26 protein-coding genes are annotated in these 25,913 nt (G+C 67.8%); 17 read left to right on the top strand and 9 right to left on the bottom strand.

Annotation, left to right across the window (positions count from 1 at the left end; all coding sequences use genetic code 11):
• Positions 1 to 10 precede the first annotated feature (10 nt).
• From C560_RS0104015 to C560_RS0104005, 3 genes are all read left to right on the top strand, one after another.
• Complete coding sequence (locus C560_RS0104015) at positions 11 to 511, top strand: DinB family protein (RefSeq protein ID WP_026537223.1); 501 nt, start codon at positions 11 to 13, stop codon at positions 509 to 511.
• An 868-nt stretch (positions 512 to 1,379) separates the two neighbouring features.
• Positions 1,380 to 1,622: a VOC family protein gene (locus C560_RS0104010; RefSeq protein WP_155855739.1), complete on the top strand. Its 243-nt coding sequence runs from the start codon at positions 1,380 to 1,382 to the stop codon at positions 1,620 to 1,622.
• Positions 1,623 to 1,679: 57 nt separating this feature from the next.
• Positions 1,680 to 3,128: an AAA family ATPase gene (locus tag C560_RS0104005; RefSeq protein ID WP_051532995.1), complete on the top strand. Its 1,449-nt coding sequence runs from the start codon at positions 1,680 to 1,682 to the stop codon at positions 3,126 to 3,128.
• 21 nt (positions 3,129 to 3,149) lie between these two features.
• On the opposite strand, the gene C560_RS0104000 is transcribed toward C560_RS0104005, so the two are convergent.
• The gene (locus C560_RS0104000) at positions 3,150 to 3,938 is read right to left on the bottom strand and encodes a GNAT family N-acetyltransferase (RefSeq protein WP_026537220.1); all 789 of its coding nucleotides are present in this window, start codon (positions 3,936 to 3,938) and stop codon (positions 3,150 to 3,152) included.
• Between the two features lie 94 nt (positions 3,939 to 4,032).
• Here C560_RS0104000 and C560_RS0103995 point away from each other — a divergent pair, with 94 nt between their 5' ends.
• Complete coding sequence (locus C560_RS0103995; protein ID WP_026537219.1) at positions 4,033 to 5,664, top strand: FAD-dependent oxidoreductase; 1,632 nt, start codon at positions 4,033 to 4,035, stop codon at positions 5,662 to 5,664.
• Between the two features lie 54 nt (positions 5,665 to 5,718).
• Positions 5,719 to 6,978, top strand: coding sequence for a cytochrome P450 (locus C560_RS0103990; RefSeq protein WP_026537218.1), 1,260 nt, complete (start codon positions 5,719 to 5,721; stop codon positions 6,976 to 6,978).
• On the opposite strand, the gene C560_RS21205 is transcribed toward C560_RS0103990, so the two are convergent.
• Positions 6,975 to 7,547, bottom strand: coding sequence for a TetR/AcrR family transcriptional regulator (locus C560_RS21205; protein ID WP_043422475.1), 573 nt, complete (start codon positions 7,545 to 7,547; stop codon positions 6,975 to 6,977). The two genes, C560_RS0103990 and C560_RS21205, sit on opposite strands and share 4 nt — an antisense overlap.
• 165 nt (positions 7,548 to 7,712) lie before the next feature.
• On the opposite strand from C560_RS21205, the gene C560_RS0103980 reads away from it, so the two are divergent.
• Together C560_RS0103980 and C560_RS0103975 are read left to right on the top strand one after the other, a co-directional pair.
• The gene (locus tag C560_RS0103980; protein WP_197026103.1) at positions 7,713 to 8,453 is read left to right on the top strand and encodes an SDR family oxidoreductase; all 741 of its coding nucleotides are present in this window, start codon (positions 7,713 to 7,715) and stop codon (positions 8,451 to 8,453) included.
• Positions 8,454 to 8,508: 55 nt separating this feature from the next.
• Positions 8,509 to 9,135: an NADPH-dependent F420 reductase gene (locus tag C560_RS0103975; RefSeq protein ID WP_026537216.1), complete on the top strand. Its 627-nt coding sequence runs from the start codon at positions 8,509 to 8,511 to the stop codon at positions 9,133 to 9,135.
• 34 nt (positions 9,136 to 9,169) lie between these two features.
• Here the strand turns inward: C560_RS0103975 and C560_RS0103970 are convergent, their stop codons facing one another.
• A complete protein-coding gene (locus C560_RS0103970) occupies positions 9,170 to 9,658 on the bottom strand; it encodes a hypothetical protein (protein ID WP_231494258.1) in 489 nt (162 codons plus the stop codon).
• Positions 9,659 to 9,690: 32 nt separating this feature from the next.
• A complete protein-coding gene (locus tag C560_RS0103965) occupies positions 9,691 to 12,237 on the bottom strand; it encodes an AMP-binding protein (RefSeq protein WP_026537214.1) in 2,547 nt (848 codons plus the stop codon).
• Between the two features lie 212 nt (positions 12,238 to 12,449).
• Between C560_RS0103965 and efeO the strand changes: the two genes are divergently transcribed.
• A complete protein-coding gene (gene efeO, locus C560_RS0103960; protein ID WP_026537213.1) occupies positions 12,450 to 13,376 on the top strand; it encodes an iron uptake system protein EfeO in 927 nt (308 codons plus the stop codon).
• Positions 13,373 to 14,767, top strand: coding sequence for an iron uptake transporter deferrochelatase/peroxidase subunit (gene efeB / locus C560_RS0103955; RefSeq protein ID WP_026537212.1), 1,395 nt, complete (start codon positions 13,373 to 13,375; stop codon positions 14,765 to 14,767). The genes efeO and efeB overlap by 4 nt, the downstream gene beginning before the upstream one ends.
• 4 nt (positions 14,768 to 14,771) lie before the next feature.
• On the opposite strand, the gene C560_RS0103950 is transcribed toward efeB, so the two are convergent.
• Positions 14,772 to 15,317 carry a GNAT family N-acetyltransferase gene (locus C560_RS0103950; protein WP_026537211.1) on the bottom strand — a complete coding sequence of 182 codons (546 nt, stop codon included), beginning with the start codon at positions 15,315 to 15,317 and terminating at the stop codon, positions 14,772 to 14,774.
• 255 nt (positions 15,318 to 15,572) lie between these two features.
• Between C560_RS0103950 and C560_RS0103945 the strand changes: the two genes are divergently transcribed.
• From C560_RS0103945 to C560_RS22590, 4 genes are all read left to right on the top strand, one after another.
• A complete protein-coding gene (locus C560_RS0103945) occupies positions 15,573 to 15,830 on the top strand; it encodes a hypothetical protein (protein WP_026537210.1) in 258 nt (85 codons plus the stop codon).
• A 109-nt stretch (positions 15,831 to 15,939) separates the two neighbouring features.
• The gene (locus C560_RS23300) at positions 15,940 to 16,110 is read left to right on the top strand and encodes a hypothetical protein (protein WP_155855738.1); all 171 of its coding nucleotides are present in this window, start codon (positions 15,940 to 15,942) and stop codon (positions 16,108 to 16,110) included.
• A gap of 16 nt (positions 16,111 to 16,126) precedes the next feature.
• Positions 16,127 to 16,651, top strand: a complete 525-nt coding sequence (locus C560_RS23945; protein ID WP_081801612.1) for a GNAT family N-acetyltransferase — start codon at positions 16,127 to 16,129, stop codon at positions 16,649 to 16,651.
• A 140-nt stretch (positions 16,652 to 16,791) separates the two neighbouring features.
• Entirely contained in the window at positions 16,792 to 17,373 is a 582-nt protein-coding gene (locus tag C560_RS22590; RefSeq protein ID WP_051532992.1) for a hypothetical protein, read from the top strand.
• Here C560_RS22590 and C560_RS0103925 read toward each other — a convergent pair.
• Both C560_RS0103925 and C560_RS0103920 read right to left on the bottom strand, forming a co-directional pair.
• Entirely contained in the window at positions 17,370 to 18,689 is a 1,320-nt protein-coding gene (locus tag C560_RS0103925) for a carboxylesterase family protein (RefSeq protein ID WP_026537209.1), read from the bottom strand. The genes C560_RS22590 and C560_RS0103925 overlap by 4 nt on opposite strands.
• Before the next feature lie 12 nt (positions 18,690 to 18,701).
• A complete protein-coding gene (locus tag C560_RS0103920; protein WP_018773216.1) occupies positions 18,702 to 19,409 on the bottom strand; it encodes a FadR/GntR family transcriptional regulator in 708 nt (235 codons plus the stop codon).
• Positions 19,410 to 19,533: 124 nt separating this feature from the next.
• On the opposite strand from C560_RS0103920, the gene C560_RS0103915 reads away from it, so the two are divergent.
• The 3 genes from C560_RS0103915 (at position 19,534) to C560_RS0103905 (ending at position 23,842) form a co-directional block, all read left to right on the top strand.
• Complete coding sequence (locus C560_RS0103915; protein WP_026537208.1) at positions 19,534 to 20,943, top strand: SLC13 family permease; 1,410 nt, start codon at positions 19,534 to 19,536, stop codon at positions 20,941 to 20,943.
• A gap of 104 nt (positions 20,944 to 21,047) precedes the next feature.
• Complete coding sequence (locus C560_RS0103910) at positions 21,048 to 22,301, top strand: CaiB/BaiF CoA transferase family protein (RefSeq protein WP_026537207.1); 1,254 nt, start codon at positions 21,048 to 21,050, stop codon at positions 22,299 to 22,301.
• The gene (locus C560_RS0103905) at positions 22,295 to 23,842 is read left to right on the top strand and encodes a carboxyl transferase domain-containing protein (protein WP_026537206.1); all 1,548 of its coding nucleotides are present in this window, start codon (positions 22,295 to 22,297) and stop codon (positions 23,840 to 23,842) included. The genes C560_RS0103910 and C560_RS0103905 overlap by 7 nt, the downstream gene beginning before the upstream one ends.
• Before the next feature lie 9 nt (positions 23,843 to 23,851).
• On the opposite strand, the gene C560_RS0103900 is transcribed toward C560_RS0103905, so the two are convergent.
• On the bottom strand, positions 23,852 to 24,598 hold the full coding sequence (locus C560_RS0103900) for a lipoate--protein ligase family protein (RefSeq protein ID WP_026537205.1): 747 nt from the start codon (positions 24,596 to 24,598) through the stop codon (positions 23,852 to 23,854).
• Between the two features lie 16 nt (positions 24,599 to 24,614).
• Between C560_RS0103900 and C560_RS0103895 the strand changes: the two genes are divergently transcribed.
• Positions 24,615 to 25,004 (top strand): DUF2177 family protein, encoded by a 390-nt coding sequence (locus tag C560_RS0103895; protein WP_018773221.1) that lies wholly within the window; start codon positions 24,615 to 24,617, stop codon positions 25,002 to 25,004.
• On the opposite strand, the gene C560_RS0103890 is transcribed toward C560_RS0103895, so the two are convergent.
• Positions 25,001 to 25,804, bottom strand: a complete 804-nt coding sequence (locus C560_RS0103890; protein ID WP_026537204.1) for a thioesterase family protein — start codon at positions 25,802 to 25,804, stop codon at positions 25,001 to 25,003. The two genes, C560_RS0103895 and C560_RS0103890, sit on opposite strands and share 4 nt — an antisense overlap.
• Positions 25,805 to 25,913 lie beyond the last annotated feature (109 nt).

Here is a 25,913-nt window from a genome sequence, read left to right as displayed (position 1 = left end):
ATGTGACGCCATGAGCTCTCTCCCCAGCAAGGATCCGGCAGTACTGACCGCGGACCTACGGACCCAGTTCGATGCGTTCCTCGATGAGCATCGTGCGGACCTTCACGCCTGCCTGGACGGGCTCACCGAAGAGGAGGCCCGGGCCTCGCTGGTGCCGTCGCGGACCACCCTGCTGGGGCTGGTCAAACACGCCGCCTTCGTGGAGAAGGTCTGGTTTGATGAGGCCATCACGTGCCGGTCCCGGGCGGAGATCGGCATTCCGGCCACCCCCGACGAATCGTTTATCCTGGCGGAGGAAGACACCATCGCGGGCCTCCAGGCCGCCTACCTCCAGGCCTGCGAGGACTCACGCCGTCGGGCCGCTTCCCTCGATCTTGACGACCTTGTCAGGGGCAACCGGCGCGGACCGCTGCCGCTGCGGTGGGTCTACCTGCACATGCTCAGGGAACTCGCCCAGCATTGCGGCCACGCGGACATTTTGCGCGAGCAGATCCTCGCAGCGCGCACCTGACGGCACCGGCCCCCGGGCCGGGATCTACACCAGAAGAGCGGCAATGCACAATGGGTGCGGGTGAGCGCGGATGCGGCCACCCCCGATTGGTTTTCACAGGGCCGCATCCGCGCTGGTCTAGGGAAGGCCGGGTTCAAGCTCTAGTCCCGCGTGCCGGCGGCGTAATCGCACCCCGGTCGGCTCAGACACCACAGTGGGGGCACGCAAAGAACCAGGCCGGCCGGATGTCGTGCGCGATCCAAAGACGAACGCCGTGAACGGGGCGACGGCACTGCCGGCGACATCGACTCTGGTGGCCATGAGATAGGAACTCCCGCAACGAAGTGAGCGGCCTCTGCCTGACCAAAGTCAGAATATCAATTGCATTTGCCGCACAAAAGGAAAAGAGAGTAACAATCAATAGGCGGATTTTCCGGCCGGAAAGCCTGTAGCTCCCCCGTGCCGGCCTTCACCATCCGCCGAACAGACAACATGCTCCGTACTTCCTCGTCAGAAGACCGGGTGCTGTTCCAGACCCCAGCGCGAGCAGTGGAGTGAGCGCCACGGCTGCAATTCCAGTTTTCGTTCCCTTATTCGTGGTTCCCCAATTGGCCAGAAATATGTTGGCGAGCCTGCTGCACGGGTGTCAGGTTTCCCGGGCGACGGTGATTTCCCACTCGGGCGTGGAGTTTCAGCAGTTTGCCTCGCGGGAATCTCCAGTTCGGTCTTGATCGACTCTGCGGCCGTGGGAAACAATGTTCGCGGCGTAACGGTCCCCGGTGGAAGGGTTTTCAATGACAGCGCGGGATACCTCCTCAGTCGGTGTGCCGTGCTGGTGGCCGGCATCGGACAGGCGCCGCCGCAATCGCCGCCGGGGTGGATCACCCATGTGCGTGTCGACGACGTCGGGGAAGCCCTGGTGCGTGCCGAACGGGCGGGAGGCAAGCGCTTGGCGCCGTTTGATGCCCGCGCGGATGACCGTCTTGCTGTGCTCGTCGACGCCACCGGTGTCCCGTTCTGCTTGCGTAAGGCAGGCGGGAACGACGGCGCCGAACTGGCGAACGAGGCGAATTCCTGGGCCATGAGCTCGCTGCGGGGCGGCACCTTTGCTGTCAGCGCAGCCGCCGGCTGACGCTTGCTGGAGAGCATGAGCGCCACACCCGATTTGCGGCGCTGGTAGGGTCAGCGCATGGATGAAATTTTGGGGAAGTTCATCGACAATTTCGCACGGCTCGTGGAGCTTGCGCAGTCCGGGCAGCAGCGGGTGCAACCGGGAACCCAGCTGCTGACTACGCTGACCGAGCATTTGGCGGTCCGGGCCGAATCAGTGTCCGTAGTGGTTGAGGAGATTCCGCCGCACCGGTTCGTGGACGCAGACATCCTCATGGAGGAGCTCGCCGCGGAGGATCCTGAGTTCCGGCTCGTGGGCATCGGCGGCGGCGACCAGCGCCACCATCACTCGCTGAGCGACATGCTGCAGCAGTCCCAGCTATTTCCGCAATTCCCCCTGTCCCAACCGGACTACGCCAACCTCGCTGTCGGGCCGGACGAACAGCGGCAGGCCGTGGCCCTGGGGCTGTGGCTGTTCAGCCATGGAGGCAGCCCCATCGCCGTGCTGCAGCGGGACGCCAACCCCCGGTATGGCCGGCAGTCAGCGTCCCTTGAAGTTTTGGCCGGCGCCACAGATAGGGCCGCCCTGTTCCTCTCGGAGTTCCGGCGGCGGATGCAGCACCGCAGCGTGCTCAAGGGGCAGGTCATTTCCCTGGTGATGGGTGAGTATGGTCCCAGCGCGGCCGGGGTGACCTTTCATGCGCGGCCGGTCCTTGCCGCGTCGGATGTCATCCTGCCGGACGGCCTGCTGGAGAAAGTGTCGGACCACGCACTGGGTATCGCCGAGCACCGTGAGTCCCTAATCAAGTACGGCCAGCACCTCAAACGCGGCGTCCTGCTCTATGGCCGGCCGGGAACGGGCAAGACCCATACGGTGAGGTATCTGTTGAGTCGGAGCGAAGGTGTCACAGCAATCCTTCTTTCGGGGGGATCGCTCGCCAGAATCTCAGAAGCCGCCACCATGGCCCGGGCACTGCAGCCCTCCATCGTGGTTCTTGAGGACTGCGACCTCATCGCCGAGGACCGCAGCTTCGGGCACGGACCTCAGCCGCTGCTGTTCGAGGTGCTGGACGCCATGGACGGTCTGGCCAGCGACGCCGACGTGGCGTTCGTCCTCACCACCAACCGCGTGGACATGCTCGAGCGCGCCCTGGCACAGCGCCCGGGCCGCGTGGACCTGGCCGTGGAAATTCCCATGCCTGCCCAGGCGGAGCGGGTTGCGCTGATCAAACTGTATGCCCGTGGTATTCCCTTCAGCCCGGGCGCGATCGAGAATGCTGCAGCCCGCACGGATGGTACAACCGCGTCGTTCGCGCGCGAACTCGTCCGCCGGGCCGTGGTGGCTGCAGCATTGGACGGCGTGCCGGTGGCGGACATGCATCTCGGAAAGGCAGTGGATGACCTGATGGCCGACAGCGCCGCCCTCACTCGAAGCCTCCTCGGCAGCGGCGCCGGGAGCGACGCTGAGGGCATGGGAGGACCGTTCCCCGGACCGCCGGCGACCTTTCATCCCGGGGGCTCGGAATGACCGCGCCCAGTGTCTGGGCCGTCAGCGCCGCCACCGGTACGGCGTGGTTGTGGACACCCGGCGCAAACCATAGCGCTCCAGGATTGGTCGCGAATATTCGGTCGAGTCACTGTGGATAAGAGTCTTGCCGAGCGCTAGCGCGGCCCGGGCCCGGGCGGCGGTGAGGGCCCGGTAAATACCCTGGCCGCGCCATTCGGCCCGGGTTGCCCCGCCCCAGATGCCCGCGAAGTCCGTATCCGGTACCGGCTCGAGGCGGCCCGCGCTCACGATCGCTCCTTCGTGTTCGGCGACCCACAGTTCCATGCCGTCCTCGCGTGCCACGCGCCGCAGGATTGCGTCGGCGTTTCCGTCGGAGGCGTCCACGCCGAAAACCTCATCCTGCATTGCGCTCATGGCGCGGATGTCCCGTTCTGCACTCACCCGCCGCAGGCTGACGCCGGGCGGGAGCTGAACCTGCACATTCAGCGAGTGGGCCGGCCCGATCATGATCGATTCGGTCTCATCAGGTTCAAATCCGTTGTCGAGCAGTGCGCCATGGAGTCCGGGCGCATGATCGTGACCACGGGTTTTCCACTCGACCCGCGCGATCGCGGGATCGCTGCGATAAAACGCGAGCGCTTCGGCCACCCAATGCGAGATCGTGCGGGCGCTGGCACCAGCGAGGTCCTGATACGTCACGAAGCCACGACCGCCCGCGAAGGTCACCAGGCGCAGCGGGCCCAGCCGTTCAATGCCGATGGCACTGGGTGTCTCGGCATCTGTCCGGAGCTGCCGGTCGTAGGCCATCAGAAGTTCTTCAGAAAGAGTCATCGGCCTCCACGGTACAGCCAGAGAACTACCTCTTCCACGGCCAGCCCCCGGGGCTTAGACTCGATTCGCTTGACCAAACAGGGAGAAGTCCGGCATGAGGCTCGTCGTCGATCTCACAAAATGCCAGGGTTACGCACAATGCGCCTTCCTCGCCCCGGACGTCTTCACCATCCAGGGGGACGAGGCCCTGACGTACGACCCCGACCCTGACGACGCCCAGCGCACGAGGATCCGGCGGGCCGCCGCGGCCTGCCCTGTACAGGCCATCCGACTTGACCAGCTTGAGGAGCCGCCCAGCCCGCGGCCTCCCATAGAAGCCCCGGGAACGGCCGCCGCAGGCGCGGGCAACGGGGGCATGTTCAAACGATCCGGAAGGATCGTCATCGTGGGCACGTCACTGACCGGGCTCCGCGCGGCGGAGCGGCTGCGCGAGGAAGGGTTCGCAGGCTCGCTGACCCTGATCGGCGAGGAAACGCACGAACCCTATGACCGGCCGCCGCTGTCGAAACAGGTCCTGACCGGTACGGTGCGCTCCGATGACACGTCGCTGCCACGCCGCCGGACAATCGACGCAGACTGGCGTCTGGGCGTCGCCGCCACCGGTCTGGATCTGGCCGCCAGGCAGGTGCATCTCGCCGACGGCAGCCGGATCGGATTCGACAAGCTGTTGATCGCCACCGGTGTGCGGGCCCGTTCCTGGCCAAACGCGGCGGAGGCGGCGCTGGCAGGCGTGCTGACCTTGCGGACCCGGGAGGACGCCGCATTGCTTCGGCAGCTCCTGGCCGCCCACCCTCGCCGGGTCCTGGTCATTGGCGCCGGGTTCATCGGCTGCGAAGTCGCTTCGGTGTGCCGCGAACTTGGCCTGCCGGTCACCGTGGCGGAGGCTGGTCCGGCACCGCTCGGCGCGGCGCTGGGCAGCGTGATCGGTGCAATTGCCGGAGAGCTGCAGATCGAGAACGGCGTGGATCTGCGCTGCGGCGTCAGGGTCGTCTCGCTGGAAGGCGATGCCGGCGGACAGCTGCGCCGCGCCCGCCTCTCCGATGGCACCACCCTTGACGTGGACATCGCGGTCGCCGCGCTCGGGACCGTCCGCAACGGTGACTGGCTCGCCGGTTCCGGGTTGGCGAGCGGTGTGTGGGGCGTCGCGTGCGACGCCGGCTGCCGCGCTTTCGACGCCAACGGGCTGGTCACCGATGACGTCTTCGTCGCCGGCGACGTGTCCCGCGCCCCGCAGCCGATGTTCGGCTACCAGTTCCTCGCCGTCGAGCACTGGGGCAACGCGATCTCCCAGGCCGAGGTTGCGGCGCACAACATGGTGAGCGGCGAGACCGAACGGTGGCCGCACCTGGCGGTGCCTAAGTTCTGGTCCGTCCAGTTCGGCACCGAAATCAAGAGCGTGGGCGTACCCTCGGTCGCCGATCAGGTCGCCATCGTGCAAGGATCGGTGGCCTCGCGCCGGTTCCTGGCGGTTTACGGCTACAAGGGCCGCATCGTGGCCGCGGTGGCCTTCAACCAGAACAAATGGCTTGACTTCTATGAACCGCTGATCGAGCAGGCGGCGTCCTTCCCACCCTCGTTCCACCATGTTGACGAGCCCGCCGATGCGCAGCCGGTGCCGGCCGGGTTCCAGCCCGCCGCCAGCCCGACCCAGGATGCGACCGTCGTGGTGACCGGCCACTATCCCAATGAGCGGCGCGCCAGATTGACTGACCGCCGCCTCCCGTAACGCGCCGCCCGGAGACCGGCACCCACCGGCCCCACGACCCTAGGAGCCTTCGCCATGGCCCAACCCACCATCTGGGAGCAGATCCTCGACACCGCCAACCGGGCGAACCCCTACCCTTACTACGAGGAGCTCCGCAAGACCCCTGTGACACGTCTTCCGGACGGAAGCTATCTGGTGAGCACCTACGCGGAAATCGCCGCCCTGTTGCACGATCCGCGGGTCAGCTCAGACATCACCAAAAACCCGGCAGCCGCCGCGGCGGGCGCCGCCGCCACCGGCGAGGACGGGGACGGGGACGGGGCGGGCATGACGCCGACTTTCCTCAGCATGGATCCGCCAGATCACGACAAGTTTCGACGGATCACCATGCGGCACTTCGGCCCGCCTACGACTCCCGGCAGGGTGGCCGGGATGGAGGAGCGGATGGCGGAAATTGTCACCGACCTTGTCGACGACATGGCGGACCGCAGCCGGATCGACGTCGTCGATGATCTGGCGTATCCGCTGCCCGTCACGGTGATCTGCGAACTTCTCGGTGTGCCCCCAGGCGATGAACAGCGCTTCCGGATCTGGGTGGACGTTGCCCTGCAATCCACGGATCCAGGTCTCGATCCCGAGACCCAGCAAAAGAAGAGACTCGAGGCCGGCAAAGAACTGCGTGCATTCATGCAGGAACTGGTCGACACCCACCGGCGGGCACCGGGGAATGACCTGCTTTCAGCGATGGCCACCGATGATGGCCCCGAAGGGCGCATGCCGGACGAACAACTGGTGGGCACCGGGCTTCTGCTGCTCATCGCCGGACACGAAACCACCGTGAACCTGATCTCCAACGGCGCACTGACGTTGCTCCGTCACCCCGCCGAGCTCCAGAGGCTGCGCGATGACCCGGGTCTGGCCATCCCGATGGTCGAGGAACTGCTCCGCTACGAGCCGCCCGTCCATTTCATCCCGTTCCGCACCGCGCTCGACGACATCGAGATCGCCGGCACCACCATCCCGGCCGGCGCCTCCTTGACCCTGGTCCTGGCCGCGGGCAACCGCGACCCCGCCCACGTCACTGACCCCGGCCGCTTCATCCCAGACCGGCGCAACAACCAGCACCTCGGCTTCGGTGGCGGCGTCCATCTTTGCTTCGGGGCGCCGCTGGCCCGTCTGGAAGCGCAGATCGCCCTCACCCAGTTCGCCACCAGGCTGGAGAACCCGCGGCTGGTCTCCGACCCGCCGCCGTACCGGCCGAGCCCTTTCCTACGCGGCCCCTCCCACCTTCCAATAGACATTGACGGCGTCCTCGCCCCTGGCCATACAAGCTAGTCGCAGGCGGCAGCGATCAACTGTCGCGCCAGGGCGAGTCCCTGCCTGGCCGGGCCGTCCGCCCCCAGGACGGCGGCCGTTGACAGGGTGCCGTTGAGTACCAGCAGGAGTTGCTCCGCCAGGACCTGCGGGCTGTTTGCGCCGGCGCTCTCAGCGAGGGCGCGGAACCAGTCGCAGACCTGCCGTTTGTGGACCACCGCTACGGCGTGGGCGGGGTGGGCCGGATCGGGGAACTCCGTGTGGGTGTTCAGCATCGGACATCCCCGATACATCGCGCCGCTGATATCCCCCGCCGTGACCTCGAAGACGGCCAGGATCTTGCCGCGGGGATCTTCCACTTCGTCGGCAGCCGCGTGCATCCGCTCGAACCAGGCGTCCGCGCGCTCCTGGACGTAGGCCGTCGCCAGATCGTCCTTGGTGGGGAATTGACGGTAAACGGTGGCGTTGCCAACGCCGGCTTCCTTGATGATCTGGTCCATGCCGACTGCCCGGATGCCCTGGCGGTAGAACAACGGGCTTGCCGAGGCCAGCACATGCTGTCGGTTTTCTGCGGCCGTCTTGCGCGCCATGCTCTTCCCTCCGTCTCTCTGGGTCACTGTCTTCGCTCCCCTCCGGCCCGCGCCGGGCGGAAGAAGTTCTCCTACAGTTTGACAGACGGAACGTTCCGTCACAAGATGAATGAGAACGTTCCGTCACATAGTCGGAACGCAACCGAACTGAACGGATTCCTTTCCATGACTGCTGTTTCACAGAACCTGCCCTCCGCCCCCGTTCTGGCGGGCAAGCACGTCGTCGTCGTCGGCGGCACCTCCGGCATCGGCCGAGCCGCCGCGGAACAGGCCTTGGCTGCCGGCGCGAGCGTCACGGTTGCCAGCCGTGACCCGCAGCGCGCAGAGTGCACCTTCAGCGCGCCCGTGCGGACCGAGCAGGTCGACATTTCGGACACCGCCTCGGTTGAAGCACTGTTCGAACGGATCGGTGCGTTCGATCACCTGGTCCTGTCCGCCGGGCCGGGCGCGATGGGTTCGGTGCGCGAACTTTCTTCCGCCGCCGCCCGGCCGTTCATGGACATCAAGTTCTGGGGCTACTACGACGCCGTCCGGGCAGCGTCCGGCGCGATCGCCCAGGACGGGTCGATCACCATGGTTGGCGGCGGCGCCAGCCGCAAGCACGCCCCCGGCCGGCCCGTCATGGCCGCCGTGAACGCCGCCCTCGAGGCATTCGGCAAGGCGAACGCCCTGGACCTGGCCCCGGTCCGCGTCAACGTGATCGCCCCCGGCCTCGTCGACACCCCGGCATACGCCGGCATGCCCGAGGAAATGCGCCAGGGCATGTACGCCGGCTACGGCAGCGCCGTTCCTGCCGGCCGCGTGGGCAACGCCCAGGACGTGGGATCCGCCGCGCTGTTTCTGATGACCAACACCTTCGTCACGGGGACGGTCATCGACGTCGACGGCGGCGTGCACGTCAGCTGAGGCTCCCCACCGACCCTGCGCCACACCACCTGCACCCCGAATGGAGAACCCCCTCATGACCCAGCCCAAGATCGCCGTGATCGGCGCCGGCATCATCGGACGCACCATCGCCCGCCGCTGGACCGAAGCCGGCTTCCCGGTGACGTTCGGCGCCCGCTCCCCTGAGGACGCAGACCTCACCGACTACGCCGAAAGCATCGGAGCTGCACGGGACACTATCAACGCCGCGATCACCTCTGCAGACGTCGTCCTCCTTGCCATCAACGGTGCCGCCATGGAACAGGCCGCACCTGCCATGGCCGCCGCCATGGGCCACAAGATCGTCATCGACGCCACCAACAACACCGGCGGCACCACCATTAGCAGCATTGCCGTGATCAACAAGCATGCGCCGGCCGCGCGTGTCTACCGGGCGTTCAACAGCCTCGGCTGGGAAAACTTCGCCGACGCCAACTACGACGGCGTGAACGGCGACATGCTCTACGCCGGCCCCGCGGGCCCCGGCCAGGAAACGGTGGAACAGCTCATCAGCGCCACCGGCCTCCGGCCCATCCGCGTCGGCGACGCCGCCAAGGTCGGCATCGTCGATGACTTCGTCAAGCTCTGGTTCGCCCTGGCATTCGAACAGGGCCTGGGCCGCGGTGTGGGCTTCAAGATCCTCACCCGGGACCTCAAGGAGTAAGCCTCTGCTCGCGACACCCGCTGGGGAGTGGACTTCAGCGGGTGACCGTCAGGGGCTTCATTGGCGCCGCACAGGACACCAGTGCAAAGCCGACCTCGCCAGCGCCTGCCACGCGGTTGTTCCTGCCGGTGTCATCGCACCAGTCAACGTTGTAGGGCATAGCGGTTACGACGGCATCCCCCACGGCCGTCCGGGCGGGTACGACAAATGTGTACGTGAACCCGCCGGTGTCGTTCATGGCGGCGGTGGTGTTGACGACTTCCACCCCTGTTGCGTCGGTGACGCTCACCTGGATGCGCGCGTTCTTGCCGTAGCGGGGATTGCAGTCAGCGTCCGGCGCTGCGACCGTCACGCTTTGCCCAGGCGCGGCCGTCGTCGGGGTCAGCGAATAGGCGGGCGGGAAACACGGCGGCTCCCCGTCAGTGGAGGACGCGCACCCCGGGATCGAGGCGAGGAGTGCCAATGCGCCCACCGTGGCACTGATCGCGGAGCGCCGACCACGGTCCTTCCAATGGAGAGCCATCCCGTCAGTGTCGCTGCTACGGCACCCGCCGCCTACTGCTGTGCTGAATTCGTGCCCGGATCGTTGCCTGCGCGTGTCCGCCACCGGCTGATTGCGCTCATCACCCGCCCGCATAGCGCCCAGTAGGCCACGCCCGCGGCCAACGAGCCAGCCACGGCCAAGGCGGGGCTGATCGCTGCCAGCGGCGGGTAGACCACCCAGTGGACCAGATACGCGTAGAGGGAGGCGCTGGCGAGCACCACCATGAGGCGGCGGAGGACCTTCGGCACCGGAATGCTGGGCAGCCAGATGAGCAGCAGGATCCCGGCGAGCAGCGTGGCCTCCCGGCCCGGATTCTCGAAGAATCCCGGAACGGTCGCTGCCGCAACGACAGAGACGAGGCAACGCTGGGCGATGGTCCGGGACCGTGCAATAGCCCAACCCAACGCGAAGAGCCAGAGCGCAGGCGCCGTGTGCGGCACCCCGGGGTTCACCAGCTCATACCGGGTCAGGAGCCCCACGCCGGTCAGCGCCAGCGGAAAGAGCAGGGGGAAGCGCCGCTCGGCGCGGTCCGCCCACGGAATGGCCAGCAGTGCCGTCGCCGCGAGAAGCAGGTAGAGGAGAATTTCGATGAACCAGAAATGCCACTGGGTGGTCACCGCCTCCGGCCCGAGGACGGCGTTGAGCAGCAGGATATTGGCGGGTGCGTAGTTGTCGGTGGTCAGGTACGCCACCGCAATGAACGCCATGCTCGGCACCACGATTCTTGCCACACTCGACAGCTGCCGCCGCAGCCGCGGGACCCGCTTCCCGGAGAGCTGGAAGCGGGCGAAATTGTAACCGGCTACCGCCATGAGCACGTGGGCCGCACCCTGCCAGCTGAACAGACCGACGTGCGTGCTGACGATCAGGACGATCCCGACGGCCCGCAGCACGACGCTCGTTTCCACGGGCGCAACGAACCGCCGGCGCTTCCGGACCGGTGCAGTGCGCGGCGGCCGCTCCAGGTCCCGGACCGGCGTCACGTGCCAGTTGGGCGGGAGATGGCCCAGGGCCTGTTCCAGCCGCACCGAGGCGGCCACGTAGGACAGTGAGTCCCCTCCCAGGGACACGAACGTGTCATTGGGCGCGATGTCGGCGCACTCCAGGGCGTCCTGGAAGATCCTCCGGACGCTGTCCGGAGGACTATTGTCCGGGCCGCCGGTTTCCGCCGTGGGGGCGGGTGCCGGCCGTGACAGGGCCAGGACGGCCTGGTAGTCGAGCTTGCCCGTTGCCAGGCGCGGGAGATGTTCGACGGCGTGGACCTCCAGGGCCGCCCGCGGCAGCCCCATGCCCTGGGCGAGGACCTTGCCCAGCAGGTGCGCGTCGTGGTCGCCTTCGACGGCGACGACGACGCCGTCGTCCGTCCCGGCGCTGGCAGCCTGCACACCGAGGTCGGCCAGGAGCCGCTCGACCTGTCCCAGGTCAACGCGCAGCCCCACGATCTTGACGAACCGGCTGCGCCGGCCCACGACTTCGTAGACGCCCGCCGGGTGCAGCCGGGCGAGGTCGCCGGTGCGCAGCTCCTCAACGGACCGGCCCGCGGCGAGGTCCGCCGGGCATTCGGCATAGCCAAGCATGACGTTGGCGCCGCTGTAGACAAGTTCGCCGTGTTCCAGCCCCGGCACGGGGTCGATCCGGAACGAGCCGCCGGGCACCGGGATGCCCACCGCGCCCGGGACTTCGGCCGCCAGTTCCGGAGGCAGGTACGCCATCCGGGCCGTCGCTTCGGTCTGGCCGTACATCACGAAAAATTCCCAGCCGTTGCGGCGGCCCAGTTCGGCGTATTTCCACACCGATTCCGGCCCCAGCCGGCCCCCGGCCTGGGTGACGTAGCGCAGGCCGGGCAGGTCCATGTCCGCGAACCCGACCCGTTCCAGCAGGTCAAAGGTGTACGGAACTCCCGCGAAGGACGTAGCTGCCCGGCGTCGGAAGAGCTGCCAGAAGCATGGATCAACCACGGAAAGGTCGGTCAGGACCAGCCCGGCGCCGCGGAGCAGGTGGCTGTTGATCACGGACAGTCCGTAACAGTAGGACGTCGGCAGCGTCGTCGCGGCACGGTCGTCGGGCCCGATGTTCAGGTACTCGGCAATGGACTCGGCGTTGGCCTGCAGGTTCGCATGAGAGAGCCGGACGAGCTTGGGCGAGCCTGTGGATCCGGACGTGCTGAGCAGGAGGGCCAGGTCCGGGTGAAGCTCGTGGCGGGTGCCGGTCCGGCGTTCGTCCATCAGGAGCTGCCCGGTGCCGGACCGGACAACGACGTCGGGGTCGTAGGCCGCAACGAGGGACTCCAGGGCGGCCGGCTTGTCCTCCGGCAGGAGAATCAGCGGGTGGCCGCCGGCCAGGGCCGCCAGATAGACCACAAGGGAGTCGAGGTCGTTGGCGGCGGCGAGCGCCACGAGGCGCCTTGTGGCGCCTAGACGGAGGGAGAAGGCATCGACCCTCTCCGCCAGCTCCCGGTACGTCATTGCCAGGGTGTCGGTGAGGATGGCAGGGCTGTCCCCGTGGCTCGCAAGATCGGCGGCAAAGGGCACCCGCATGAAGTCAAGCTGCGTGGTCACCCGGATGACTTTATTAGATTAGGCTTACCTAAACCAAATTAGGGTATGAAAGGTTTGCGTAATCCCCGCCGATGGGTATCCTCCTTACTTAGGGGTGCCTAAGTAAGGCTTGCGTCGGCGGTATTGCCGAGGGAAGCCCACACGGTCCCCCACCCCCGGCTTCCGCACTCCCGCACAGCACTGTTCCACCCGTCCGATCCAAGGAAAGACCCATGCCCAGCATCCCCCTGCCCAAAACCACTCCCCGGCTCCGGAAGACGCTTGCCCTGTTGGCCGCGGCAACCGCCGTTCCGCTTGCCCTGGCCGGCTGCATGGACACCCCAAAGACCCCGGGCGACGCCGCCGCCGGCCCCGTCCAGGTCAGCAGCAGTCCGGCCGTCGACGCCAAACTCCAGGCCCTGCTGGACACCGGCACCCGGCAGTACTCCGCCTATGTCAAGGACCAGACCGATCAGCTGCTTGACGGCACGAAGGCGTTCGCGGCCGCTTACGCCGCCGGGGACGCAACGAAGGCCCGCGGGCTCTATGCCGAGACGCGCATGCACTGGGAGCGCATCGAGCCGGTGGCCGAGTCGTTCGGGGACCTCGACCCCAAGCTCGATGCCCGTGAAGCCGACCTCGAACCCGGCCAGGAATGGACCGGCTGGCACCGGGCCGAAAAGGACCTGTTCCCGCCGGCCGGCTACACCCCCCTCACCGCGGCGGCGCGTGCCGCCATCGCTACGCAGCTCGTTGCCGACACCGAGGACCTGGCCCAGCGGACCCGCACCGTGGAACTCTCCGCGGACAAGATCGGCAACGGCGCCAAGGAGCTCCTGGACGAAGTAGCTACCGGCAAAGTCACCGGGGAGGAAGAAATCTGGTCCCACACCGATCTCTGGGACTTCCAGGCGAACGTTGACGGAGCCCGGACCGCCTTCGACAGCCTGAAGCCGGTGCTGGCGCAGAAGGACCCGGCCCTGGCCGCAGCGCTCGAGACCAAGTTCGCAGCCTTGCAGGCCGGGCTCAAGCAGCACTCCACCGGCGACGGCTTCACCTACTACAACAAGCTCAGCCAGGCCGAAGTCCAGCAGCTCGCCTCCCTGGTGGATGCCCTGGGCGAGCCCCTGGCCAGGCTCACGTCGGCAGTAGTCCTGTGACCGGCTGCCCCTTCGGCGGCAGCCCCGGCCAGACCCCCGACGGCGGCACTCCGGAATCAGCCAAGGCACCGGGAGCCCCGGCCTCGCCCGCGCCGCCCGCAGCCCCCGGTCCGGGAAAGGGCCGGCTGTCCCGCCGCGGGCTCCTGTCCCTCGCAGGAGCCGGCGGCGCGGGCGCCGTCGCCGGCCTGGCGGCGGGCCTCCTCAGCCACGACGCCGTGACGGCAGCGGCCGCGCCGCTGGCGGCGCCCGGCGACATCATCCCCTTCCACGGTGACCGGCAGGCCGGCATCGTCACCCCGGCCCAGGACCGCCTTCACATTGCAGCCTTCGACCTCGTCACGGAGGACCGCGCCGAGCTCATCCGGCTCCTGAAGGACTGGACGGCGGCCGCCGCGGCCATGACCGCGGGGCGCAGCACCGGCAACAGCGGCGCCGTCGACGGCCCCTACGACGCCCCGCCCGAGGACACGGGAGAAGCCCTGGACCTGGGGGCCGGCAAACTCACCCTCACCTTCGGGTTCGGCCCCGGCCTGTTCGAGAAGGACGGCAAGGCCCGCTTCGGACTCGAGGGGCGCCGCCCGGATGCCCTGATCGACCTGCCGCACTTCTCCGGCGACGACCTCCAGCCCGGACGCACCGGCGGCGACATCGTGGTGCAGGCCTGCGCCGACGACCCCCAGGTGGCCGTCCACGCGATCCGCAACCTTGCCCGCATCGGCTTCGGGCAGACCCGCGTCCGCTGGTCCCAACTGGGCTTCGGGCGGACGTCCTCCACGTCGCGGGCCCAGACCACCCCGCGGAACCTCTTCGGCTTCAAGGACGGCACCAACAACCTCAAGGCAGAGGACACCGCGCTGCTCGAGGAGCACGTGTGGGCCGGCCGGGGAACGCGCCCGGAAGAGGGCTGGATGGCCGGCGGCACCTACCTCGTGGCGCGCCGGATCCGGATGCACATCGAAATCTGGGACCGCACCTCGCTGCGCGAACAGGAAGCGCTGATCGGGCGTACCAAGGGCGCAGGGGCCCCGCTCTCCGGCGGCGAGGAATTCACCGCCCCGGACTTCGAGGTTCCGGGGCGCAGCGGGGAACCGCTGATCCCGCTGGACGCCCACGTCAGGCTCGCGCACTCAAGCCAGAACGACGGCGTCAAGATGCTCCGGCGCGGCTACAACTACACCGACGGCTCGGACGGCCTGGGGCACCTCGACGCCGGACTGTTCTTCATCGCGTTCGTCACGGACCCCAGGACCCACTATGTGCCCATGCAGCTGGCCATGGCGAAGGAAGACACCTTGGCTGTGGAATACCTCAAACACACCGGCTCGGGCCTGTTCGCGGTTCCGCCGGGCACCAGGGCGGGAGGCTTCATCGGCGAAGGTCTCTTCACATGACGGATTACTTCGGCGACCGCACGGCAGGAAAGGTCCGGCTGTGGCGTCTCTCGGCCACAGCCGGATCGAAGCTCGTGTCTTCCAGTGTCCCGCCGTCGTCGAGCCACCGGCGGTTGGTGTAGAAGCTGATGGCCCGGTCGTTGCCTTTCTCCACCCAGAGAAAGGCCCGGTCGTAGCCGAGGGCGATAAGCTGTTGTTCCGCGGCCGCGAACAGGACGGAACCGACGCCCCGCGCCCACCAGTCCGGGTGCACATTGATCGCGTGGAGCTGACCGGTTCCCGGGTCCGCGTCGCCGGCAGCTGGGCCGAGGATGGCGAACCCTGCAACCTCATCGGCACTTTGGACGACGAGGTGAATGGTGGTCCCTTGCCTGGGTTCAAGGATGTTTCGGCGCCAGGCGGAGGCTGCGCGTCCGACGTCGAGACCGTCAAGGTACTCATCGGTCATCACGCCGCGGTAAGTGGCCCGCCAGGCTGCAATGTGGATCTCGGCCAGCCGTGCGGCGTCGTGCACGGTTGCGGCCCTGACGCTGATGTCCGGAGTGGTCATGGTCCAGAATCTATCAACTGGGGTCACCGGTGCCGTGCATCGCGCACAAGGCGGCGGGCCAAGTAGCCGATGACGACGACGCTGGCTGCGGCGAGGAGCCACGTGCCCGCGGATCCAAGGGCTGGGCCGCTCGCACAAGGGCCGCTTCGTTCAGCGCGGTACCCTGCATTAACACCGTGCCGGCCTCCCCCGGCCAAGTCGCCCTCCTGCGGTCCCGACCGGCTAACGGAACCGTTTCTTGGAAAGGTCCACGCAATGTCAGAATCTGATCTTTCGGCACTCCGGGAGCGGGCTGCCCGCGGTGACAACGACGCCATCGGCCAGCTCATCGAGCTGGCCGCGGAGCGGGAAGACTTCGACGAGCTGCGGCGCCTTGCGGACGGCGGCAGCAAAGACGCTGAGGATCAACTCGTTGAACTCGCAGCCGAGAAGGAAGATTTCGAAGAGCTCCGGCGCCTGGCATCCGCCGGCAATACGGACGCCGCCGACATCCTGGCCGAACTCAATGAGTAAGCACTCCCGTGCCCCGGGAGAATCTCCGCAGCTGAAAATTGACTAGGTGAATATTCGCTGAAGCACCTATGCTGCGCTGAGTCGTAAACACGGCATCGATACTGGGGGTTTGAAATTGGATCTTGGCTTGCTCGTTGCGGCCCTTTACTGGGCTTTTCCCGTGGCAGCGTTTTTCGTTCTGGCGCGAACCGTGTTCCGGCTGAACACGTTTCTGAAGTTGCGGATCGCCCAGCTTAGAGCCGAAACAGAGTCCGTTGAAAAGGCCCGGCTGCCGCAATAATTTCACTTCACCCACTATGTCGGCGATGGCTCAAGGGAAAGGAGCGCCCGTGACTCCTAAAGGGCTGGTGGTGCGCGCAGCGAGGGCTGAAGACGCGGCCGAGGTGCGCCGGTTGTCCATTGCATTCACCCCAGCCGCACAAGAGGTTCCGCCGGGAGTTTTCCATAGCCGTTTCGCTCAGTTCGTGGCCGACGCTTCATGGTGCCTCCCCGTGGCACACGCACAGGCAAGCGGCAGTCTGATCGGCTATGGCCTGGCGCAGGATTTCGGGCCAGGCCTGCGGGCTACGTACACCACAGGTCGCGTACATGACCTCTTTGTCGATCCTGACACACGCCTGGGCGGCACCGGCAGGGCCCTCATGGACTTCATCTTCGACTGGTCACGCGCCAGACCGCAGCCAATGATCCTGGACTGGCAGGCAAGTCCCTCCGCCATCGGCTTCTACGGGGCCCTTGGGTTCACGGCCGATCGAGTTGGCGACTTTCCCGAGTACCCGGGTTTCACCCTTGACCACCGAGTCGGACACCGCGTGCGGTAGATTGCACTCATCCCGGCCAAGGCTCGGGCAATGGAGGGGGACGATTGAAAGCATCACAAGAGCAGCAGCACCCGCCGCAGGCGGGCCGTGCGGGCTCCGCCCGTGGAGGCAAAACGCACCGCTCGGCGTCGGGCCGCCCAGTGGCCGCTGCCGTTTGGGCCGCGGCCGCGGGCACCCTGTGGTGGCTGATGGCCGGCGGAGAAACCCGGGCCGCGATGGACGCTGCACCTTGGCTGGTGCTGGTGTCCTGGTTGGTCTATGTAGCCCAGTGGCGGCCGTGCCTGCGCGCTGATGGCGGCGGCTTTACGCTGATCAACGGCCTCCGCGACCACCGGATACCTTTCGAAACGGTCCAGGACGTCGAAGTCCGCTACGCCGTCACTGTCAGGGCCGCCGGCAAGAAGTATGTGAGCTGGGGCGCTCCCACCCCGCCGGGCTCGTTCGAATCCGGCTTTGAGCACGTCAGCGACCTGAAGAGCCGGCCCCACAGCATCTCGCCTAGCAATGAACGGTTCAGGCCGGCACAGCCCGCGGTGACCACCGGCCGAGACGAGATCGCCCAGGCGTGGCAGGACGCCCGCGCCGCCGGGCTCCGCTCCTCCGACGGCACAGAGACCACAACCACCGTTGCCCCAGCCACCGTATCCACGACATGGAACCGCCCGATGATCGCCCTTGGCGTCGTGGTGCTCCTCTGGGTGATCGCTGCCCAACTGTTCTAGACCGAGCGGTACCGGAGCGAGCCGGGAATCTCGCCGCGGGACCCGAGGCCTTCCCCGTAGGCGAACCGTGCCCACAGTGCCCGCATCGCCCGGCCGTGGGCATTGATCTCGTCCCACGTCGCTCCCGCCAGGAGCCCGGCACCCTCCCACGTGCGCTGGTGGCCGAACAGCAGGGGCAGGTCTACCGTGTGCGCGGCGCCGTAGAGATTTCCCGGCGCGCGCCAGGACAACAGGTAGCTGTGCGCCCGGCCGCCCGCCCGTACATGCCGCCTGGCGAACTGCCTGGCCGCCTTGCCGTACACCATTTCCGTGACCACCCATGTGACCGCCTTGAGCACCGCGCTGCCGACCACGGGAATCCTCGCCACCCGGCCCAGGCGCGGGCTGCGCGGCAGAAACAGCCGGGCCTCCTCCGCTGTGTAGCCGATCAGGATGTCGATCGCCGGGGCAGCGGCATTCCAGGCCCGGTCAAGCCCGGACTCCTCGGGCAGGGGTGAATGCCCGTACTGGATCCCGAACGGCATGGCAGCCATCAGCCCGAACTTCCTCGCCGCCCGGGCCACGTCCTCTTCGAGAGCGACGACGTCCATCGCCGGAGTCGCGGCGGTAACCGCCTCGGCGGCCACCCCCATGGCGGCGTTCATCCGTTCCCGCCCCCGGGTGATGCCCAACGGAGCACTTTGAATGATGGCGCGCTGGAAGAGCGACGCCGCGTCAGGGGTCGCCATGAGGTGCGCGACGGCGTCGCCCCCTGCGGATTGCCCGAACGCCGTAACGCGGCCCGGATCGCCGCCGAAGGATGCGATGTTGCGCTGCACCCACCGGAACGCCTCGATCTGGTCCAGCAGGCCCAGATTGGCGGGCCGGCCGGTGCTGGTGGACAAATATCCGAAGAGGCCCAGCCGGTAGGTCACCGAAACGACAATCACCCGGGTTTCGGCAACCAGCGCGGCCGGGTCGAAGATCGCCAGATCCCCGGAACCGGACGTGTAGGACCCGCCGTGCAGCCACACCATGACAGGCAGCCGTTCACCGTCGTGGAGATCGGCAGGCAGGGTGATGGTCAGGCGCTGGCAATCCTCGCTGCCCGGAAGTTCGCCGTAGCGGGTGCCGAGCACGTCATCCAGGAATGGCACCGGCGCCTGCGGGCACGCCGGAGACAGCGATGTCGCCTCGAGCGTCTCGGACCAGTCGGGTGCCGGCGCGGGCGGCTGAAAGCGTTCCGCGGTGGCGTAGGGAATGCCGGCGGCACGCACGACTTCGCCGTCGCGCCATCCGGCGATCGGGCCACACGGCGGATCGAAGGAAAGGTTCACGTTTATTCCGGTCTAGCTGTTCTTCAGGAGGGCAACGTCGGAGACAAGATCAATGTGCTCGAGCATCGCCGCCGCGGCGGCAGCCGAGTCCCGGGACCTGATCGCGTCGGCGATCTTGCGGTGGGAGGCGAGCGACTGCTCCGGCCGGCCGGGCTGTCCGAGTGATTCGAGGCGCGTTTCCAGGACCATGCCGGCAATGAAGGTCATGAGCTGGGCCAGGACCGCCGAGTGGGCCGCGGCGGTGACGGCCTGGTGGAACAGTTCGTCGCCGCGTGCGCCGCGGTCTCCCGAGGCGACCTCTTCAGCCATGGCTTCGAGGGCGTGATCGATCGCGCTCATGTCCTGCTCCGTGCGGCGGGCCGCGGCCAGTTCGGCCAGCTTGACCTCCAGCGTGCTCCGCGCCTCAACGATCTCGGGCAGACGGCTCCGGTGCTCGCGGAGGCCTTTGATCACGGAAGGAACGTTCGGCCGGTAGACCAGCACCGCTCCGGTGCCGTGCTGGACGTCGATCACGCCAAGCACCTCGAGGGCCACCAGGGCCTGCGCCAGGGTGGCACGGGAAACCCCCAACCGCTCGGCAAGTTCCCGTTCGGCCGGCAACGTGTCCCCGGGGCCCAACTCTGCGGATTCGATGAAGTCCATGATCTGCTCCACCAGCTGCTCGTAGAGCCGGGGCCGCGAAACGCGGGAAATCTGATGCGTTGCCGCCTGCTTTGCCATGCGCGTCCTTCCAGCCTGCCCTGACCTCTAAGACTACCGGAGAACTATTGACAAAGACACCTGGTGTCTAGGAGGCTAGGCCACTAAGCCAGTAAGTGACCCACTTCGATCCGGAGGAACAACGATGTCCGCTCCCGTCCTGTCCATCATCATCCTGGCGGTGATGTTCCTTCTGGCCACGGTGCTGCCGCTGAACATGGGCGCCTTAGCCTTTGTTGGCGCCTTCCTGCTGGGCTCCGTGGTGCTGGGGATGTCCACCAACGAGATCCTGGCCAACTTCCCCGGCGGCCTGTTCCTGACCATCGTCGGGGTCACCTATCTGTTCGCCATCGCGCAAAACAACGGCACCATCGACCTGCTGGTCCGGGGCGCCGTCCGGCTGGTCGGCAACAAGGTTGCCCTGATCCCGTGGGTCATGTTCGGCATCACCGCGGTGATTACCGCCGTCGGCGCCCTCTCCCCGGCCGCCGTGGCCATCATCGCGCCGATCGCCCTGAGCTTCGCCGCCAAACACAAAATCAATCCGCTCATGATGGGCATGATGGTGATCCACGGCGCGCAGGCCGGCGGCTTCTCCCCCATCGCCGTCTACGGCGTCACCGTCAACAGCATCATTGCCAAGACGGAGCTGGATGCCAACCCGATGGCGATCTTCCTGGCGAGTTTCCTCTTCAACCTGGCCATCGCGCTGGTGCTGTTTGTCGTCCTCGGCGGCGGCAAACTGCTGTCCACCCCGGGCGGGCGGTTGGTGGAACAGGCCGCAGAAAAGCGCATGTCCGTCAGCGTGGGTGCCCGCGCGGCCGGCGTCACGCTGCAGGGATCCGGATCCGACATCTCCGCGGCCGGCGTCTCGGCCAAAGGCACCTCAGGCTCCGGTGCATCCCCGGCAGCCGGTCCTGCCGGGTCCGGTGCGCCCCCGGCCAGCGGTGCCCGGGCATCCGTGCCCCAGCTCATCACCATCCTTGGCCTGATCGCCCTGGCCGTCATCTCGCTCGGATTCAAGGTGGACGTCGGCTTCGTTTCGATCACCATCGCAATCGTCCTCGCCCTCGTGTCCCCCGCAGCGCAGAAGGGCGCCGTCAACAAGATCAGCTGGTCCACCGTCCTGCTCATCTGCGGCATGCTCACCTTCGTGGGCGTCCTCGAGGAAGCCGGCACCATCGCCTTCGTGTCCGGCGGCGTGGCGGATCTTGGCATGCCCCTGCTCGCCGCCCTGCTGATCTGCTACATCGGCGCCATCGTCTCGGCCTTCGCCTCTTCCACCGCCATCCTCGCGGCCCTCATTCCACTGGCGGTGCCGTTCCTGGCCACCGGCGAGGTCGGCGCCGTCGGCGTGATCGCCGCCCTGGCCGTGGCCTCCACGATCGTGGATGTGTCCCCGTTCTCCACCAACGGCGCCCTGGTGCTGGCCAACGCGCCAGAGGACGTGGACAAGGACAGGTTTTACAAGCAGATCCTGGCCTACAGCGGCATCGTCGTCGCCGTCGGGCCGGCCATCGCCTGGCTGGTCATGGTAGTCCCCGGCTGGATGTGACCGCTGGATGTAGCCGGCAAATCAACCAGCCGGGGCGAGCACACCGCCGCACCCGCCAAGACCGACCAGAGCCCGCAAAGACTGACCAGAGAAGGAACACGCCAATGAGCACCGAATCCCTGCCCGACGCCGAAGGCCCCCTCACCGGCTATCTCGTGGTGGACCTGAGCCGTGCCCTCGCCGGCCCGCACGCCGGGATGATGCTGGCTGACCTCGGCGCGCGGGTGATCAAGGTGGAGAACCCCGGCACCGGAGACGACACCCGCGGCTGGGGTCCGCCCTTCGTGGGCCCCGAGGATGATCCGCAGGCCACGTACTTCCTCTCCTGCAACCGCAACAAGGAATCCATTGCCCTGGACCTGAAGAGCGACGACGGGCGGGCAGTGCTGCGTGAGTTGCTGGAACGCGCCGACGTGGTCATCGAGAACTTCCGTCCCGGAGTCCTGGACCGGCTCGGGTTCTCCGCTGCGCAGATGCATGCCCTGAATCCGGCGCTGGTGGTCCTCTCCATCACCGGATTCGGGCACGACGGGCCCGAATCCCAACGCAGCGGCTATGACCAAATCCTGCAGGGCGAGGCCGGGTTGATGTCGCTGACCGGACCCGGGCCGGACGATCCGCAGCGGGTCGGGGTCCCCATCGCCGACCTTCTCTCCGGCATGTACGGGGCGTTCGGCACCCTCGCGGCGCTGCTCCAGCGTGAGCGGACCGGCCAGGGCCAGATCGTCCGCACCTCACTGCTCGCGGCCCTGATCGGGGTCCACGCCTTCCAGGGCACCCGGGCCACTGTTGCGGGCGAAGTGCCCAAGGCCCAGGGCAACCACCACCCGTCCATCGCCCCTTACGGACTGTTCCACTGCCGGCAGGGCAGGGTGCAGATCAGTGTGGGAAGCGAAAAGCTCTGGAGAACGTTCGCGTCGACGTTCGGGATCGACGCCGCGCGGCCGGAGTTCGCCACCAATGCGGACCGCGTGCGCAACCGCGAGAAAGTCATCGAAGAGGTGGAGCGGGTGTTCTCCGATTTTGAGGCGGAGCCGCTGCTCACCAAACTCAACGCCGCCGGCGTCCCGGCCGGCAAGGTCAGAACCCTGGACGAAGTCTACGAATGGGAACAGGTCCACTCGCAGGGTCTGGTGATCGACGTCGAGCACAAGATCCTCGGGACCGTGGCGCTGCCTGGCCCGCCGTTGCGGTTCTTCAGCGCCGCCGGCACCACTGAAACGACGTTAACGTCCCACACCGCACCGCCGCTGCTGGACCAGGACGGGGAGCAGATCCGGCGGTGGCTGGGGCTGACAGCCGGCACCCGGGCCGGTGCGGCGACAGTCACAGGCCAGAAGGGTTCCCGGGCATGCTGACCCAGCAGAAGGTCCGGCACCTGGACGCCACCGAACTCATCGCCGAGGTCCTCGATCCCGGGTCCTACCGCAGCTGGGACACTCCCGTGCTGGACCCTGATCCCGGCCCCGGGTACCGGCAGGAACTGGCCGCCGCCCGGGCCAAGTCCGGTGTGGACGAGTCCGTCCTCACCGGCGAAGGCCTTATCCGCGGCCGCCGGGTGGCCGTGATCGTCAGCGAGTTCCGGTTCCTTGCCGGCTCCATCGGGCAGGCCGCCGCGGAACGGATCGTCACCGCCGTCGAACGGGCCACCCGCGAGGGCCTGCCCCTCCTCGCCGGTCCGGCGTCGGGCGGGACCCGCATGCAGGAAGGGACCGTCGCGTTCCTCTCCATGGTCAAGATCAGCGCCGCCGTCCGCACCCACCGCCACGCCGGGCTGCCCTACCTGGTCTACCTGCGCCATCCCACCACGGGAGGCGTCATGGCCTCGTGGGGGTCCCTCGGCCACATCACCGCCGCCGAGCCCGGCGCCCTGCTCGGCTTCCTCGGACCCCGGGTCTACGAGGCCCTCCACGCCACCCCGTTCCCGGAGAACGTCCAGACGGCCGAGAACCTCTTCGACAAAGGGCTGATTGACGCGGTGGTCCCGCCCTCGCAGCTGTCCGACGTCGTCGACCGCGCCTTGGGCATCCTGGTCACCGGCCCCCGCCCGACGGTGCCCGGGCCCGCCACGCTGTCCGTGAAGCCGTCCGGCGCCGGTGCCTGGGAGTCGATCGGCATCTCCCGCGACCCCCGCCGGCCGGATGTCCGGCAGTTGCTGGCGCACGGGGCCCGGGACGTGCTCCCGCTCAACGGCACCGGCCAGGGCGAAAAGGACCCCGGCCTTCAGCTGGCCCTGGCCCGTTTCGGCCGGGAATCCTGCGTCGTGATCGGCCACACCCGGCCGCGGGCCGACCGGCCGACGGCAATGGGGCCGGCGTCCCTCCGGGAGGCCCGGCGCGGCATGCGCCTCGCCGAGGAGCTCGGGCTGCCGCTGGTCACCATCATCGACACCGCCGGCGCCGCCCTGTCCCGGGAAGCCGAAGAAGGCGGCCTGGCCGGCGAGATCGCCCGCTCCCTGCACGACCTCATCGGGATCAACGCACCCACGGTGTCCGTGCTGCTCGGGCAGGGGGCCGGGGGCGGGGCACTGGCCCTCCTGCCCGCGGACCGCACCATCGCCGCGCAGCACGCCTGGCTGTCGCCCCTGCCGCCAGAAGGCGCGAGCGCCATCGTCCATCGGAGCACCGGCTTCGCCGCGGCCATGTCCGAGGCCCAGGGCGTCAACGTCGCGTCGCTGCACGCCAACGGACTCGTGGAGCACATCGTGGACGAACGCCCCAATGCCGCCGACGAGGCTCTGGCCTTTTGCAGCCGCCTCGGCCGCGCCATCGAATACGAACTCGCCGCGCTCTCTAAGGCAGGAGTCGACGAACTGCTGCCCCGGCGCCTGGCAAAGTACCGAAACCTGGGCAGCGTCCTAGCACCGGCGGAGGGACGCCGCCCGGCCGGGTCCGGTTGACGGGCGCACTCAGCGCAGGCTCGAGAACTCCGCGTAGCTGAGCGGGGCGTAGCGTCCGTAGGCGGCAACCACCGCGGCCTCGACCGCATCGACGTCGAGGCCCGGCACCAGGTCATCGGCCGCGCCGGCCGTCGCCGGGTCCCAGTCGAGGCCGAGGGCGGCGTAACTGGCCTCCAGGACCGCGCGGATCGGGGCCGAGTCCGCCACCACGATCACGGAGCTGAAGAGCCAGCCACCGGCGACCACGCGCTGGGCGGTGCCGACCAGCTTGATCCGGTGTTCGGGGAACTCCGGGTCGCTGCCGTGCACGCTGAACTCCCCGGGGCAGTACTCCCCCGGGATCTCACCGACGCCGGCATCCACGCCGGCGTCGCGCAGTGCCCCGGCGAGCAGTTCGCCGAAACGCGAAAACCGTCCCTTGGCCCCGGCTATCGCGTCCGCATCGGGTTCCAGGTGGTCAATGACGAGCGTTCGCTCGTGGTACGCCGCCGCGCGGCCGCCGGCCTTGCGGACCAGCGGCTCGAAGCCCAGCTGCCGGCAGGCGTGGGCGGCTGCCTCGAAGCCGGGCAGGTGCGCGTCGCGCTGGCCGAAAGCGACCGTGGGAACCGGCCGGTACAGCCGCAAGATGGGACCGAGTGAACCGGTCTTGACCTTCTGAAGGAGCCCGAGCGCGAAGTCGAGGTCAGCCGCGGCGCCCAGCGATTCCTGCTGCCGCACCACCGTCAGTGTCCGGGACCCGGCAGGCGCCTGCGGCATGTTGTTATGCTCCCTTATGGTCATTCTGCAATTCCTCGTCGTAGCCGCCGCCTTCGCCGTCATCGACGCCATCTGGCTCAAGACGATGAACCCGTTCTACCGCCGCCAGATTGGTGGCCTGATGGCCGACAAGCCCAATCTAGGTTACGCGGTGGTGTTCTACGTGATCTACATTGCCGGGATCGTGTTCTTTGCCCTGACGCCAGCGCTCGACGGCGGCAGCTGGCTCAGCGCTGTGGGCTACGGTGCCGCGCTGGGCGTGTTTGGCTACGCCACCTACGACCTGACAAATGCCGCCACGCTCAAGACGTGGCCGTGGCAGCTGATCGTCGTCGACATCCTGTGGGGAGCTGTGCTCACGGCGTTGGCCACGCTGGCCGGCTGGCTCGTCTTCCACACGAACTAGGACTTGCGCAGCGTCAGGATCTGTTCCGCGCGTCCGAACGGGCCTGTGAGGTCATGCAACACCGTGGAGGTGAGCCCGATCCCGTCCGTGCCGAACGTGACTTCGTTGTCCAGCCCCAGCCACTCCCCCTCCGGCTGCCGGTACATGTGGATCTGCAGGTCCAGGTTGGGGAAGGCGTAGCTGCCCTTGCCCGGCGGGACCCGGGCGGCAATGCCGTTCGCTGTGTCCACGAGGCCCACCAGCCGGGCGAGGTCGCCGCTGTCCGCCCGGTCGGTCAGCGGATAGTCGGTGCGGAGCCACACTGTCCCCGAGCCCGCCCGGTGGCCCTCGGCGATCCGCATGTGCAATGAGGCGATATAGCCGCCGGGCCAGACGGCCGCGGCGTCGTACGGCTCGCAGTCCTCAGGGGCCGGAATCCGGGGATCCTCGAAAGCCGCGATGGCGGACGTGTCCGAGGTGATCATCCGCCAGGCCGTGGCGCGGATGGCCGTGCGCCCGCCGGCGACGAGCTCGGCCTGCACCAGTTCGATGGTCCGGCCCGGGCGCAGGGTGGAGGTCACGATCTCGAACTCACCGCCGGGGATCAGCCCGAGGATTTCGTAGCTGAGCCGCGCCATGCGCATATCCTCGCGGGGCTCATGCCGGGCCAGGCAGTCGGCCATGATGCCGGATGCGGGGGCCATGTGCTGCTCGTGTTCGTTCCAGGCGCCTTGGGCGTGGATGGTGGAGCGGAACCGCCCGTCCCCCAGGACCTCGTAGTAGAAATCGCCCTCGGCAAGATCCGGTAGTGCAGCAGTCAACGTCCGCCCTTTCGCATGGCTGGTGATTCCAGAACACACTATCCTGCTGCGCTTTTCGCAGCTCCCGGCCGCTGTGTTTCCGGCTCCGGTCCGGCGCAGACCCGGGACG

Origin of the sequence: Arthrobacter sp. 9MFCol3.1 (genome assembly GCF_000620385.1) — a bacterium.
Taxonomy (GTDB): domain Bacteria; phylum Actinomycetota; class Actinomycetes; order Actinomycetales; family Micrococcaceae; genus Arthrobacter.
Note: the sequence above shows the minus strand (reverse complement) of the source record. Positions and strands in the feature narration are given on the sequence as shown.

Excerpts from the sequence above, each read along its gene's own strand:
- C560_RS0103905 (WP_026537206.1), top strand. The coding sequence starts at position 22,295 with ATGCTGACCCAGCAGAAGGTCCGGCACCTGGACGCCACCGAACTCATC.
- C560_RS0103970 (WP_231494258.1), bottom strand. The coding sequence starts at position 9,658 with ATGGCTCTCCATTGGAAGGACCGTGGTCGGCGCTCCGCGATCAGTGCC.
- C560_RS23945 (WP_081801612.1), top strand. The coding sequence starts at position 16,127 with ATGTCGGCGATGGCTCAAGGGAAAGGAGCGCCCGTGACTCCTAAAGGG.
- C560_RS0104000 (WP_026537220.1), bottom strand. The coding sequence starts at position 3,938 with ATGACTCTTTCTGAAGAACTTCTGATGGCCTACGACCGGCAGCTCCGG.
- C560_RS0103975 (WP_026537216.1), top strand. The coding sequence starts at position 8,509 with ATGACCCAGCCCAAGATCGCCGTGATCGGCGCCGGCATCATCGGACGC.
- C560_RS0103945 (WP_026537210.1), top strand. The coding sequence starts at position 15,573 with ATGTCAGAATCTGATCTTTCGGCACTCCGGGAGCGGGCTGCCCGCGGT.
- C560_RS0103895 (WP_018773221.1), top strand. The coding sequence starts at position 24,615 with ATGGTCATTCTGCAATTCCTCGTCGTAGCCGCCGCCTTCGCCGTCATC.
- C560_RS0103990 (WP_026537218.1), top strand. The coding sequence starts at position 5,719 with ATGGCCCAACCCACCATCTGGGAGCAGATCCTCGACACCGCCAACCGG.
- C560_RS0104005 (WP_051532995.1), top strand. The coding sequence starts at position 1,680 with ATGGATGAAATTTTGGGGAAGTTCATCGACAATTTCGCACGGCTCGTG.
- C560_RS0103900 (WP_026537205.1), bottom strand. The coding sequence starts at position 24,598 with ATGCCGCAGGCGCCTGCCGGGTCCCGGACACTGACGGTGGTGCGGCAG.
- C560_RS0103910 (WP_026537207.1), top strand. The coding sequence starts at position 21,048 with ATGAGCACCGAATCCCTGCCCGACGCCGAAGGCCCCCTCACCGGCTAT.
- C560_RS0103920 (WP_018773216.1), bottom strand. The coding sequence starts at position 19,409 with ATGGCAAAGCAGGCGGCAACGCATCAGATTTCCCGCGTTTCGCGGCCC.
- C560_RS0103995 (WP_026537219.1), top strand. The coding sequence starts at position 4,033 with ATGAGGCTCGTCGTCGATCTCACAAAATGCCAGGGTTACGCACAATGC.
- efeO (WP_026537213.1), top strand. The coding sequence starts at position 12,450 with ATGCCCAGCATCCCCCTGCCCAAAACCACTCCCCGGCTCCGGAAGACG.
- C560_RS0103915 (WP_026537208.1), top strand. The coding sequence starts at position 19,534 with ATGTCCGCTCCCGTCCTGTCCATCATCATCCTGGCGGTGATGTTCCTT.
- C560_RS0103950 (WP_026537211.1), bottom strand. The coding sequence starts at position 15,317 with ATGACCACTCCGGACATCAGCGTCAGGGCCGCAACCGTGCACGACGCC.
- C560_RS0103980 (WP_197026103.1), top strand. The coding sequence starts at position 7,713 with ATGACTGCTGTTTCACAGAACCTGCCCTCCGCCCCCGTTCTGGCGGGC.
- C560_RS21205 (WP_043422475.1), bottom strand. The coding sequence starts at position 7,547 with ATGGCGCGCAAGACGGCCGCAGAAAACCGACAGCATGTGCTGGCCTCG.
- C560_RS0104015 (WP_026537223.1), top strand. The coding sequence starts at position 11 with ATGAGCTCTCTCCCCAGCAAGGATCCGGCAGTACTGACCGCGGACCTA.